At 69.4% G+C, this 13,341-nt stretch carries 8 protein-coding genes; 1 reads left to right on the forward strand and 7 read right to left on the reverse strand.

Translation table 11 applies throughout. From position 1 onward, the window contains the following. Positions 1 to 3: 3 nt before the first annotated feature. The 5 genes from KZJ41_RS23365 to KZJ41_RS23385 form a co-directional block, all read right to left on the reverse strand. Complete coding sequence (locus tag KZJ41_RS23365; protein WP_251549694.1) at positions 4 to 711, reverse strand: ABC transporter ATP-binding protein; 708 nt, start codon at positions 709 to 711, stop codon at positions 4 to 6. Beyond that, positions 708 to 1,508 carry an ABC transporter ATP-binding protein gene (locus tag KZJ41_RS23370; protein ID WP_006935204.1) on the reverse strand — a complete coding sequence of 267 codons (801 nt, stop codon included), beginning with the start codon at positions 1,506 to 1,508 and terminating at the stop codon, positions 708 to 710. Before KZJ41_RS23370 ends, KZJ41_RS23365 begins: the two co-directional genes overlap by 4 nt. Further along, positions 1,505 to 2,740, reverse strand: a complete 1,236-nt coding sequence (locus KZJ41_RS23375; RefSeq protein ID WP_050035855.1) for an ABC transporter substrate-binding protein — start codon at positions 2,738 to 2,740, stop codon at positions 1,505 to 1,507. Before KZJ41_RS23375 ends, KZJ41_RS23370 begins: the two co-directional genes overlap by 4 nt. An 80-nt stretch (positions 2,741 to 2,820) precedes the next feature. Beyond that, a complete protein-coding gene (locus KZJ41_RS23380) occupies positions 2,821 to 4,365 on the reverse strand; it encodes a long-chain-fatty-acid--CoA ligase (RefSeq protein WP_006935202.1) in 1,545 nt (514 codons plus the stop codon). 78 nt (positions 4,366 to 4,443) lie between these two features. Then, a complete protein-coding gene (locus KZJ41_RS23385) occupies positions 4,444 to 5,370 on the reverse strand; it encodes a cyclase family protein (RefSeq protein ID WP_251549696.1) in 927 nt (308 codons plus the stop codon). A 1,094-nt stretch (positions 5,371 to 6,464) separates the two neighbouring features. Here KZJ41_RS23385 and KZJ41_RS23390 point away from each other — a divergent pair. Continuing rightward, positions 6,465 to 9,500, forward strand: a complete 3,036-nt coding sequence (locus tag KZJ41_RS23390) for an NAD-glutamate dehydrogenase domain-containing protein (RefSeq protein ID WP_251549697.1) — start codon at positions 6,465 to 6,467, stop codon at positions 9,498 to 9,500. A 153-nt stretch (positions 9,501 to 9,653) separates the two neighbouring features. Here the strand turns inward: KZJ41_RS23390 and KZJ41_RS23395 are convergent, their stop codons facing one another. Then, positions 9,654 to 11,492, reverse strand: a complete 1,839-nt coding sequence (locus KZJ41_RS23395) for an FAD-dependent oxidoreductase (RefSeq protein ID WP_029545878.1) — start codon at positions 11,490 to 11,492, stop codon at positions 9,654 to 9,656. 261 nt (positions 11,493 to 11,753) lie between these two features. Then, on the reverse strand, positions 11,754 to 13,256 hold the full coding sequence (locus tag KZJ41_RS23400; protein WP_251549699.1) for a PucR family transcriptional regulator: 1,503 nt from the start codon (positions 13,254 to 13,256) through the stop codon (positions 11,754 to 11,756). Between the last annotated feature and the right edge of the window lie 85 nt (positions 13,257 to 13,341).

Genomic DNA, 13,341 nt, shown 5'->3' on the forward strand with positions numbered 1-13,341 from the left:
TGCTCAGTAGCCGAGGTAGGCGCGTCGCACCGACTCGTCGTGTGCGAGACCGGCGGCGGGACGCTGGGCGACGACGCGACCGGCGTCGACGAGCACCGCGGACGACCCGATGTCGAGGGCCAGGTGCGCGTTCTGCTCGACGACGAGAATTGTCGTCCCCGTCTCCGCATTGATGCGGCTCAGCGCACGGAACACCTCCTGGGTGATGCGGGGGGCCAGGCCGAGGGACGGCTCGTCGAGCAGCAGCAGCCGTGGTGCGGCGACGAGGGCCCGGGCGATGGCGAGCATCTGCTGCTCGCCGCCACTGAGTCCGCCGGCCTGCTGCCGACGCCGCTCCCGCAGCCGGGGGAAGAAGTCGTACCACTGCTCGATCGCCCGGTCGGTGTCGGCGACGGCGGCCGCGTACCCTCCGATGCGGAGGTTCTCCTCGACCGTCAGGTCGCCGAAGGTGCCGCGGCCCTGCGGAACGTGCGCGATCCCGAGACGCGCGATCCTGTCGGTGCGCATGCCTGCGATGTCCCGGCCGTCGAATTCGATCCGGCCACGAGTGCGGACCATGCCGCACAGCGCCCGCAGGATGGTGGTCTTGCCGGCACCGTTCGCGCCGAGCACCACCGTCACCGCGCCCTTCTCGGCTTGAAATTCGATGCCGTGCAGAACTTCTGCACTTCCGTACCAGGCGAAAAGCCCCTCGACGCTCAGCAGGCTCACGCCGCACCCCCCAGGTACGCCTCGACGACCTCGGGGTGCGCGGCCACGTCGGCCGGAAGCCCCTCCGTGATCTTCTGCCCGAAGTTCAGCACGACGACGCGGTCCGAGATCGACATCACCATCGCCATGTGGTGCTCGACCAGCAGCACCGAGAATCCTCGTTCGTCACGCAGTTGCCGGACGGTCTCGGCGAGTTCGAGCACCTCCTCGTGGATGAGCCCGTTCGCGGGTTCGTCCAGCATCAGCAACTTCGGACGCTGCATCAGCGCCCGCGCGAGTTCGATCCGTTTCAGCGTCCCGTACGGAAGGGTGCCCGCCGGTTCGCGACCGACCCGGGCGAGGTTCATCGACTCGAGCAGTGCCCATGCCTCGTCGCGCTCGCGTCGCTCTTCACGTCCGGTCATCGGCAGACCCAGCGCGGCCCCGAGAAACCCGGTCCGGGTACGCGAGTACGCACCGGTCAGCACGTTGTCCACAACCGACATCGTGGGGAACAACCCGATGTTCTGGAACGTTCGGGCGATACCGACATCCGCGACCCCGTCCGCCGACAGCGACAGCAGATCCTTGTCCCCGAAGGCGATTCGTCCCGATTCCGGCTGGTACAGCCTGCTGATGCAGTTGAACAGTGTCGTCTTTCCCGCCCCGTTCGGACCGATCAACCCGACGATGTGACCGGGCTCGATCGTGAACGAGGGACCGTCGAGCGCGACGACGCCGCCGAACCGGAGCCGGACCTCCTCCACGACCAGGGCGGGAACCGCGCCGTCGTCGCCGGCGTCCGGTACGGACGTCATCGCTCGGTGCTGCGGGTGACCGCAGCGTCGTAGTGCCACCTGCCGTCGCGGAATGTCATCGGCGCCATCGAGGTGATCGCGTAGGGATAGTCCGGCGTGGTGTCGAAGGTGATTCCCTCGATCGCGAGGTCGGTGGTCACACCCCGCATGTTCTGCACCGCGTCGAGCAGGTCGGCCCGCGTGCAGCCGTCCATCTGCTTCAGGGCGGTCACCAGCAGCTGGGCGGTGTTGTAGCCGGTCGCCGCGATGGTGTCGGTGGTCTTGATCTTCCCGGGGTTGCGTTCGGCGAATTCCCGCCATTTCTGCACACCGGGCTTGGCGTCGTGATCGGTGCTGCTGACGTCGTAGATCCAGTAGAAGGAGTGGACGCCCTCGGCGGCGTCCGGACCGGCGGGGGCGAGGACGAAGTTGGTGTCGGTGGCGCCCGAGTAGATGTAGGTGTCGGGTTTCCATCCGAGTTCGTGCGCCTTCTTCAGCGACTGGGTCACGAAGCTCGCCGTCGCAAAGTTGACGAAGACGTCGGCGCCGGAGTTCGCGAGGTTGACCACCTGCGAGTCGACGGACGGCGTCGTCTGCTCGTAGGCCTGCTGTGCGACGACCGCGGTACCGCTGCCGTCGAGTGCGGACTTCAGGGCGTCGAGGCTTCCGTTGCCGAGGCTGTCGTTCGGGTACAGCACCGCGATCTTCGCCTGTGGATGGTCGCGCAGGATGATCTCGGCACGCTCCGAGACCTCCCATCGTGTCTGCGGGTTCACCGCTCCGGCCACGACAGGGCGCTGCTCGTGCGTGGCCAGCAGTTCGTCGGTGCCGGTCATCGGGAACACGAGCGGCACGTTCTTCTGCGTCAGGTAGTCCACGACGGCGAGCGTCGAGGCGGTGCCGATCAGATTCTGGATCGCGAAGACCTGTTCCTGTTCGACCAGTGAGCGGACGTTGCCGACGGTGCGTGCAGGGTCGTATCCGTCGTCCATCGCGATGTACTCGATCTTGCGGGTCTTCCCGTCACCCATGGTGACCCCGCCCGCGGCGTTGATCTCGTCGAACAGCGCGGTTGCGGCGACCGCTTGAGGTCCCGCGACGGACTGCATGAGGCTTGTTCCGAAGCGGATCTCGGTGTCGGTGATTCCGGGATCGCAGTCACCCGCCGAAGTGGCGGTGTCCCGGCCGGAACAGGCTGCCAGGGCGGCGGTGGTGCACAGGGCAGTAAGGCCCACGGCAAGAGTACGTTTCATGGTCGCTCCGTGTGTCGAGAGGTGGGCAGGGCAGGACAGAAGTGTGGCTCGGGGCGGCGGGCCGGACTGGGAGGCTTGTGCTAGACGAGTGTTCGGGTGGCGAAGCGCTCGCGAAGATCGCGCTTGAGGATCTTGCCGCTGACGTTCTTCGGGAGGGCGTCGACGAATTCGACGCGCCTCGGCACCTGGAATCCGCCGAGGTGCTCTCGGCACGTCGCGATGATCTCGTCCGCGGTAGCGGTGGAGCCGGAGCGCAGAGCAACAATGGCGCAGACGATTTCGCCCCACGTCTCGTCCTTGACGCCGATCGCGGCCGCCTCGGCCACCGCCGGATGACTGTACAGGGCCTGTTCCACCGTGAGAGAAGCGATGTTCTCGCCACCACTGATGATCAGGTCCTTCTTGCGGTCCACGATGTAGACGAATCCTTCGGCGTCCCGTCGCACCAGATCACCGGTGTGGAACCAGCCGTCGGTGAACGCGGCGTCCGTCGTGTCGGTGTCGTTCCAGTAGCCGGCCATCACCTGGTCGCCACGGACGACCATTTCGCCGATCTCTCCGACCGGAACGTCCCGAAGCTCGTCGTCCACGATTCGAATATCCGCCAAACGCATCGGCTTTCCGGCTGCCGCAAGGAGGTTGGACTCCCCGTTCGCGGCGCGCCGATGCGCCTGCTGGTCGAGGTGCAGCACATTTCCGGCCAGCTCGGTCATGCCCATACCCTGATAGAAGTCACAACCGAGGCGGTCGAGTCCCTCCCGCAGTACGGGAGCGGGAATCGCCGACGAACCGTACCCGATCGCCTCCAGCGTGCCGAGGTCGTGCGCGTCGAGCGCCGGATCCTGCAGCAGGAAGTTGATCATCGTGGGCGCCAGGCCGGTCTGGGTGACCTTCCACTGCTGGACCAGCCGGAGGAAGGTGGCATTGTCGTAGGCGCGGATGATCCCGACCGTGGCACCCATCAGGTGGTTCAGGAGCGTCACGTAACCGCCGACGTGGCAGAGCGGGAAGCAGAACAGGAAGACGGTGTCCTCCGGCAACGCCCACTGGAGGGCCGAGGAGGTTATGCCGGTGAGGAGGTTGCGGTGGCTGAGCATCACACCCTTCGGCACCCCGGTCGTGCCGCTGGTGTAGACGATCCATGCGATGTCGTCAGGACGCGGACGTACCTTCGGTTCCGTCGCGGGCGCGCCGGCGACGAACGCGTCCCATGACAAGAACGCCGCATCGGCGTCGGCGTCGCCGATCACGACGACGGTATGCACCGACGTGATCCGGTCGCGGATACTCGCGACCATCTCGGCGAAGTCCTCGGAGACTACGAGGACCGCGGCGCCCGAGTGCTCGACGAGCGCCGCGATCTGCTCGGGATGCAGCCGGAAGTTCAGGATCGTCAACGCCATGCCCGCCATGGGCACGCCGTAGTAGCAGTCGAAGTACTCGGTGCGGTTCGTGGAGAGGATCGCGACGCGGTCGCCGGGGTCCGCGACGCCGAGGAGTGCGTTCGCGAGGCGGCGGCTGCGGTCGCGCAGCTGGCCGTAGCCGACCGTCTCGTCTTCGAAGCGCAGGGCGATTCGATCGGGATGCTTGCGTGCGCTGTACTCGACGATGTCGCTGAGCAGCATTCGGTTCTCCTTGGCGTGATGAAATGGGCGGTATCGGGTCGGTTCGGCCGAGCGGGAGGAATCCGGCTGCCGGTCGTGTCAACGGATGGCGAGAGGGTTGATCGGGGAACCGACTGCCCGGGTGAACTGCAACGGCGGCCCCGTGTAGAAGAAGTCGTAGATGCCGTCGGCGGCGCATGCCTTCGAGAGTTCTTCGAAGTCGAGCATCTCGGCGAGCGTCATGCCCATGTCTCGGATCAGCACCATGTGCAGTTCGAAGAGGGCGCCCGGGTTCTCCCCGGGTATCACCTCGACGGCCCAGTTGTCGGCACCTACGACCGCCACGTCCCGGTCGCGCAGCCACTGTGCGCACGACAGGCTCAGCCCCGGCTCTCCCGCCATGTACGCGGCCGAATCAGACTCCGCGAGAAACTTGGCGTGCCAACCGGTTCGGATCAGGAGGATGTCGCCCGGCCCGACCTCGACGCCCTGCGCTTCCACGACGGCATCGAGTTCCTCGGGTGTGATCGCGGTTCCCGACTCGAGCCATGGGAGACCCCGATGCCGGGCGACGTCGAGGAGCATGCCGCGGCCCGCGATGCCCTTGGCCTGGGTGTGGATGCCGCACTTGTCGGCGCCCTTGACGGTGACGCCGTCGCCGGGATGCCCGTTGTACAGCTGCTCGTCGTAGTGGACGTGCGCGAGGGAGTCGTACTGCGACCCGGCTTGCAGCGGCATGAAGACGTAGTCGTCGGCCCACTTGAAACCGCCCGGCAACACCTGCTCCTGCCCGTTTTCGGACATCAGACGGATCGGGTTGATCCGGCTTCCGCCCGGCTGCGGACCGTTGCCGTCGAGCGGGATGCCCAGTTCGAAGATCTGTCCGGTTCGGATCAGCCGTGCCGCGTCCCTGACCCGCTCGGGGGTGATGAGGTTGGTCGTGCCGCGCTCGTCGTCGGCGCCCCACCGCCCCCAATTCCGTACCTTTCGTCCGAGTTCACGCATGTCAGGAACGGCGGCGGTCATCGATATCTCCTCTGGACAGTGAAACGCGTCGGACATGCAGTATGACGTGACAGTCATGTCAACTGCGCTCAGATTGTGTTCCACAACACTCGGAGTGTCAACACCCGGCCGGACATCATCGGACGATGGCGACCACTGGTGGTCGGATGCAGCGTCGGCTCGATGAGCGGATACCGACGCGCCGCCGAACTTCGTCGCACCCCAGGTGAGTACGTCGCGGTCCTCATCGTCCGCCCTGGAACGGAGGTCCTGGAACAGTGCAGTCGGGGCGCCGAAAACGCTTCCGGCACCGCTGCCCTGTGGGACGGCGTAGGCCCCGCCGAGTGCCTCAGTGCCGGGACCTGGATCAAGAACACTCCTCTCCGTTCCACGCCACCTGTTGACCGACGCAGTGCCCGACCTCGACTCGGCTCTCATGCGGACACTTCCGGACTCTCCGAATCCGAAACTGTTGACCGCATGGCCGGACGTGTCGATGCGGCACCTCGACGCCGACGGAGCGCACACCGCCGGCGCATGGCGCTCGATCTCCTCCGCTCGGCGATTGCACGAACCCGCGGCGACGCCGGCGACTCCCGCCAAGTAATCCTGAAAGAGGTCAGCTGATGAGCCCGCCGACAGAGCTGCCCGGCGGCGACGCGGGACGGGGAAACCATTATCTGTACGCCCGAACGCCCTGGGGTAGCACCATCGAACTCGTCACCTGTCCCACGTCACAGGCCTACGAGTCCGGCACCGGGCTACGCCGATGGCGTCCGTCGGCCACGAAGCCGAACGACTCGCGTCACCAGGAGCCCTGACCCTCGTGAGGCCGCGTACGACGGCAAACCGGTCCAATCCATGAACCGGTGAGAAAGGCCCCGGGCCGAGAAGCTCCCCGCAGAGATCTTCTCGGCCCGGCCCTCGCCCACCGGCGCGGCGTACAGTTCGCCGACGCCGACGGATATACACAGGTCACCCGCAGCCTCGAGCGGATCAGCCTCCACTCCGAATCGGCGATTCGCGGCGCTCCGACCGCTCCACTTCGGCCCTGCCTTACCGGAGGCAGAGGCGGCAGACTCGCCCCATCGCCGCAGCCCCGGAAAGGACCCCACGTGAGCGCCCCCTCCCTGTCCCAGCACACGACGACGCTACGTTTCCTCGACTCCGCCGACGGCAGTCCGCTCGGCTGCCTCGCCTCGTGGCCGAACCACCGGTTCACCCTCACCGACGTCGTCGACGTCCTGCGGCGCTTCGGTCTTCACGTGAGCGACCACCGGCCGCTGGACGAGCCGGGGGCGCACCACTTCATGATTGCGCCGTCCGGAACCGCCGCTCCGGATGCCGGGGTGCTCGACCTGATCGCGGAGGCGTTCGTCGCGGGCGCCGAGGGTCGCACCGACATCGACGACTTCTCGATACTCGTTCTGCAGGAGGGTATTTCGTGGAGGTGGGTCGACCTGATCCGGGCAGCCGTCCGGTTCCTGGCGCAGGCCGGCATCGGCCTGTCGCCGACGTACATGCTCGGCTGCCTGACGGCCACCTCCGGCTACGCCGCGGCCCTCGCCGCACTGTTCGACGCCCGGTTCCGGCCCGGGCTGCCCGACCGGGAAGCCGCCGTCGCCGCCGCGGCCTCGGCGGTGGCCGGCCACATCGATCGCGCCGCGACCTTCGACCTCGACCGGACCCTGCGAGGGCTGCGCTCGTTCGTCGACGCGACCCTGCGTACCAACTGGTTCCAGAGCAGGGGCACCAAACCGTACGCGTCGTTCAAGCTCGATCCGTCCGCACTGACCGTCGGCGGGGCGATCGTGCCGCTGCGGGAGATCTACGTCCACTCCCGCGACGTCGAGGGCGTGCACGTGCGGGCCGAGCTCGTCGCGCGGGGCGGGCTGCGGTTCTCCGAACGCCCGGAGGACTACCGCACGGAGGTCCTCGGACTGATGGCGACCCAGGCCGTCAAGAACGCACCCATCGTCCCGGGCGGCGCCAAGGGCGCCTTCGTGATCCGCCCCGGATCCACCGCGGACCTCACCACCGCATACACCACTTTCATCCGCGGCCTGCTCGACGTCGTCGACAACGTCGTCGACGGAGCGCCGACCACCCCGACCGACACCGTCGCCTACGACGGCGCGGACGCCTACCTGGTGGTCGCCGCCGACAAGGGCACCGCCCGCATGTCCGACACGGCGAACGCCGTTGCCGCCGAATACGGTTACTGGCTCGGCGACGCCTTCGCCTCGGGCGGCTCGGCCGGCTACGACCACAAGGCGATGGGCATCACCGCCCGCGGCGCGTGGGTGGCCGTGCGGCACCGCTTCGCCGAACTCGGTCACGACGTCGACACGCAGACCTTCACCGTCGCGGGCATCGGCGACATGTCGGGTGACGTCTTCGGCAACGGCATGCTGCTCAGCGACCGCATCCGCCTCGTCGCGGCCTTCGACCACCGGCACATCTTCCTCGACCCCGACCCGGATCCCGACGCCTCCCACCGCGAGCGCGCGCGTCTGTTCGCGCTGCCGCGCTCGTCCTGGGCCGACTACGACCCCGCGGCGATCTCCGCGGGTGGCGGCGTGTGGCCGCGCACCGCCAAGGCCGTGCCGCTGTCCGCGGCCGCCCGCGCGGCCCTCGGGATCGACGCCGAGACCCTGACGCCCGACGAACTGATCAAGGCCGTGCTCCGCGCGCCCGTGGAGCTGCTGTGGAACGGCGGTGTCGGCACGTACGTGAAGGCCTCCGACGAGACGCACGGCGACGCCGCCGATCCCGCCAACGACCGGGTCCGGGTCGACGCCTGCGAGGTGCGTGCGCGCATCGTCGGCGAAGGCGGCAATCTCGGCTTCACCCGCGCCGCACGTGTCGAGTACGCGCGCCACGGCGGCCGCTGCGACGGCGACTTCATCGACAACGCCGCCGGCGTCGCCACCTCCGACCGGGAGGTCAACATCAAGATCGCAGTCGATCGCGCGGTCGCGGCCGGAACGCTGGCGCCCGGACAGCGGGAGACGCTGCTCGCCGCGGTGACCGACGACGTGGCCGAGGCCGTGCTCACGGCGTCCCGGGATCAGGTGCTCGCCCTGGGTTGCAGCGAGCACGACGCCCCGGCGCTGCTCACCCAGCACGAGCGGCTGATCGAGGATCTGGTGCGGGCCGGCCGGATCGCCCGCGACGGCGACGGCCTGCCCCCGACGGCGGAGATCCGGGAGCGGAGCCGGGCGGGAACGGGCCTGCTGCGACCGGAACTCGCTGTGCTGCTGGCGCAGTCGAAGAACGTCGTCGCGAGCGAGCTGGCCGCGTCGTCGCTGCCGGACTCCCCGGCCTGCACCCCGTGGGCCGAGAACTACTTCCCCGCCGAGATCCTGGCCCGCGCCGGAAGCGGCGTGGCCGAGCATCCGCTGCGCCGGGAGATCGTCGTCGCGTCGCTCGCGGACGAGCTCGTCAACCGTCTCGGCCCGGGAGCGCTGTACCGGTTCGAGGAACGGTTCGGCGCCGCCACCGCGGACTCGGCGCGCGCTTACGTGGTGGTCAGCCGCGTGCTGCACACCGAGGACATCCGAACCCGGATCCTCGCGGCGGGCTCCGATGCCCGCAGCACGCTGGCGGAGCTGAGCGCGCTCGCGCGCGTCGTCGAGGCCGAGATGGCGTGGTTGCTGCGCCACACCGCCCGCCGGACGCTCCGCGACGTGCTCGCGGGTGCGTGCGACGACGCGGACACACCGGAGGCTCTCGTGGCGCTCTTCGCCGCGCCCGTCGCCGCCGCACTCGGCGACCGGCCGTCGGCCGAGGCCTGCCGCGGCGCGTTCGCGAACGCCGCGGTGGCGCTGCGCCTGGGCACCGACCCCGCCCGTGTCGCCGCGGCCCGGGACGCACTGATCGACAGCCTTCACCTCCGTTGGCTGCTCGAAGGTTTCGCCACCCGCGTCCGCGGCTCCTACTGGGAGGCCATGGGCGCGGCGGCACTGCGCGACGAGATCTCCGACCGCCTCGACGCGCTCGTCGTCACCGCGCTCGACGGGAGTGCCGCGGACCCGACCGGTCGCACGCACCGTCTCGTGCGACTCCTCGACCGGCTCCGCGGCGAGGACGCGGTGGACACCGCACGGCTGGCCGTTATCGCCGGGGAACTGCGCCTGCTCGACCGTTGAGCGCGTGCCTCGCAGGGACGGGACCCTGTGTGCGGCATGGTGCTATGGCGTGGTCGATGCATTGTCTTCGCGCTCGGTCACCTGCGGCGAAGGCCGGTGCTCGGAGGGTGCCCTCGACCGCCGTGCCGACGGTCGAGGGCACCGACGAGATGCTTACGCGTCATCCTGCCGCTTGGCTGCTTCCCGTCCCGCGAGGTAACCGAACACCAGCCCGAGCGAGATCGTCCCCCCGGCACCTCCGTAGAAGCCCTTCGTGGGTGCGCCTCCTGCGTTGCCGGCGGCGTACAGGCCTGGAATGACCTTGCCTTCGGTGTTCAGCGCGCGTCCGAGTGCGTCGGTCTTCGGGCCGCCCACGGTGCCGAGCGCGCTGGCCTGGACCTCGAGCGCGTAGTACGGCGCGGTGTCGACCGGTCCCAGCACGCTCGACTTCGGGCTCTTCAGCATGGGTCGGATGATCTTCGCCAGGGGTCCGACCACGAGGGAACGCACGCGTTCGGGGTCGTTCCTCTTCGCCACCCGTCCGGCGAGCTTGCTCACGATCGGACCGATCGCCGCGGCGATGCGCATCCGCGCCTTTGCGGTGGCGGCGGGGAACCGCGCGTCGGGCGAGTTCTTGCCCAGCCGGGGATAGTAGGCGCCGAAGTAGCGGTCGAACAAGGTGTCCCCGCGGTGGAACTGCGGGTCGCGAGCTCGGGCGGCCTCGGGGTTGAACCGGTCGACTGTGCGGAGCAGCCCCACCTCGTCGACCCCGATCTTGTTCGCCAGCTCCGACAGGGTGTCGGCGCGGTGGAGGTAGTCGGGCACCTCTGCGCCCGGCGTGACGCCGAAGATCCCGAACTTCGTCCAGTAGTTGTGGTCGAAGATCAGCCAGGCCGTGGCATTGGGCATGGTGCCCGTCTCCGGGTCGACCTCGCGCATGATCTGCCCGAACTGGTCGTAGGCCAGGGCCTCGTTCGCGAAGCGCTCACCCTTGCTGTTGACCATGATGCTGTGCGGCAGCGCTCGCTCGCCCAGGAACACACGACTGAGCGGGCGGCCCTCCAGCTCTTCACCGGGCAGCTGCACGCCGGGCATCCACCAGGCGTCCTCCATGCCGGTCAGATCAGCGCCCACCTCCTGCGCCAGCTGCACCGCGATGCCGTCGTGGCCCTGGGGGGAGACCTGCACGCCGAAGGGCGCGTCGAGGTAGGTCGTGGTGATCTCGGTCGAGCTCTCGAACCCGCCGCTGGCCAGCAGGACCCCCCGGGTGGCACGCACCGTGTGCTCGGCGCCGTCGGCCCGCACGACGATCCCCCGCACCCCCGATTCGTCGGTGACAAGCCGGGTCGCGGGCGTCTCGACGCGAACGTCGACGCCGTTGCGCAGCCCCGCCTCGAGCAGTGCTCCGATCAAGGCCGGTCCGGCGAGCCAGACGTCATCGATGCCGATCCCGCCCAGCAACCAGAACGGGAGCGGGTTCTTGGCCATGCCCGTAGTCAGGGCCGGTCGCACGTACTTCGCGTTCTCCCCGAGTCCCTCCGGGGAGTACGGGCCGGGGAACAGTGCCCGACCGACGGACGCGCCGTCGATGTCGGAGCGGTAGTCCGGCCAGATCGTCGGGATCCACCCGAAGGAGGTGTGCTCTTCGATGAACCGGGCGACGTGCGGTCCGGTCTCCAGGAACTTCTCCACCAGGTCGTGGTCGAGGATCCGGTCGCGACCTTGGCCGTAGATGTACCGTCGCGCCTGGTCCAGGTCGTCGTGCACTTTCAGATCCTTGGTCGAGAAGCCGTGATTGGGGATCCAGGCGGCACCCGCCGAGATCCCGGTGGCGCCCCCGACGATCTCCCGGGACTCGACCACGAGGACTCGTGCCCCCTCCTTGGCGGCGGTGAGCGCCGCCATCAGGCCTGCGCCGCCGGACCCGACGATCGCCACGTCCACCTCGTCGGGGATGCCCTTCTGGGACACGGTCCCGATGGAGCCGCTGTGCTCGGTCGAACTGCTAGCCATGATCCTCCGTACGGTCGGTTTCGGTCACGCCCCTCCCAGCGGAAGGGCGCGACGCTCGTCATATAGTTGATTACTCAATCATATAGTTGAACACTCAACCATACTTTCCTGTTCCCGGCCGAAGTCGCCCCGCGAAGACCACTCGGGCTCTCCCCGGGAAGGGTGCCGCGCCGGTTCCGACGGCATTCCGGCCGGCTGGACGAACTCGCCCGCAGCGTGAAGGGCCGACTACGACTGCAGCACTACGCCGTTTCCAGCTACCTAGGGCGCCGGTTCCCCGATCAGCAGGGCGAGCAGCAGCTCGGCCCGGACGCGGGCGTCGCCGAGGTCGACGCCGAGCACCTGCTCCGCCTTGGTGATCCGGCTGCGCAGGGTGTGCCGGTGCACCTCCAGAGCCGCGGCCGCCGCCTCCCACTGCCCGTTCGCCTCGAGGAACGCCCGCAACGACGCGACGAGCCTGGTCCCCCGGCCGCGGTCGTAGTCGGCGAGAGCGGAAACAGTGGACGCAGCCACGGATTCGAGTACGGCCCGCACCGCCGGGGAGGCGAGCAGGGCGGTTCCGTGCGTGGCGTCGAACTCGACGAGGCGGTGGGCCGCGTCCGCCGCGGCCACGGCGTGTTCGGCCTGCTCGACGGCGCGGCGGGTGTCGGCGAGCCGGTGCGCGGCGCTGAGCCCGGCGCGGAGGGTGCGCGCCTGCGACGGGGCGAGGTCCGCCAGTAGCGCCGCCACGTCGGACAGCGTGTCCTCACCGCGCAGCAGCACGGTGAGCGCCTCGTCGCCGCTGCGCGCGTACAGCGGGCGCTGCCGGGCGCCGAGACCGGTGTCCAGCACGCGCCGCACGTCGGCCGCGGCCGGGGTGTGCAGACGCAGGATCCGGATGCGGTTGCGGGCGCCGACCGCGTCGGCGAGATACTCCAAGGCGTCGCCGGAGTCGAGGACGTCGTCGACGAGCAGGCCGAATGCCTTCGCGCCCAGCGCATTCCGCTCCGCGCGCAGCCGCCGCGGCTTGTCCAGCTCGAGGGTGACGAGGGAGACGGCGTGGCCGATCAGGACGAGCTCGACGTTCTCGAGCGGGCGGTCGGCCTGCACGGCCAGGTGTCCGCTGACGAGGCCGGCGTGCGTGACCGGTTGCACCGTCAGCGTCCGGCCGGGCCGGCTCGTGGTGACCGAGCCGGCACCGTCCCGGCGCAGCTCCGAGATCTGCTCTGCCAGCTCCGCCGCGGCCTCGGGGTGGGCGACCACCTCCCCGCTGCGCTCGTCGAGGTAGGCGACGGCGGCGCTGGTGGCGACGGCCAGTTCCCGCACGATCGCGGCCACGCCGCCGCGCAGCGCGGCGCGGGTGATGCGCACCTGGGTGTCGGCGGCGCGCCGCACCAGCTCGTACTGCTGTTCGGCGAGCCGGGCGGTGACGGCACGGCTGACGGCGGCGAACGGCGTCGTGTACGGCACCTCGAGCAGCGCCAGCCCCACCGCGTCGGCCGCCTCGAGCACCGACTGCGGGATCCGCTCGTGCGACAGCCCGGTGCCGAACCCCAGGGCGGCGACGCCTGCCTCCGCGAGGCGGCGCACGTAGTCACCGCCCTCCTCCGGCTGCAGTCCCAGGCCGGTGGTGAGGACGAGTTCCCCGCCGGAGAGCCAGGGCCGCGGGTCCAGCAGTTCGGTGGGCTGGACGAAGCCGATCGGCCGCTCCTTCCCGGTCCGGCCGCCGCGCAGAGTCAATCCCAGTCCCGGTTGCCGCAGCAGCCAGGCGATGCCGACGCTCATGGGGCCATCGTAAGGCCGCTCGACGAAATGGCGCGGTGCGATTCACCGGGTTGTACGAATCGGCCCTGTCTCGGGTCCGCGGACG

Source organism: Rhodococcus sp. 11-3 (genome assembly GCF_023704055.1).
Classification (GTDB): domain Bacteria; phylum Actinomycetota; class Actinomycetes; order Mycobacteriales; family Mycobacteriaceae; genus Rhodococcus; species Rhodococcus aetherivorans.

Coding starts and splice junctions, on each gene's coding strand:
- KZJ41_RS23370 (WP_006935204.1), bottom strand. CDS start 1,508: ATGACGTCCGTACCGGACGCCGGCGACGACGGCGCGGTTCCCGCCCTG.
- KZJ41_RS23375 (WP_050035855.1), bottom strand. CDS start 2,740: ATGAAACGTACTCTTGCCGTGGGCCTTACTGCCCTGTGCACCACCGCC.
- KZJ41_RS23380 (WP_006935202.1), bottom strand. CDS start 4,365: ATGCTGCTCAGCGACATCGTCGAGTACAGCGCACGCAAGCATCCCGAT.
- KZJ41_RS23385 (WP_251549696.1), bottom strand. CDS start 5,370: ATGACCGCCGCCGTTCCTGACATGCGTGAACTCGGACGAAAGGTACGG.
- KZJ41_RS23395 (WP_029545878.1), bottom strand. CDS start 11,492: ATGGCTAGCAGTTCGACCGAGCACAGCGGCTCCATCGGGACCGTGTCC.
- KZJ41_RS23400 (WP_251549699.1), bottom strand. CDS start 13,256: ATGAGCGTCGGCATCGCCTGGCTGCTGCGGCAACCGGGACTGGGATTG.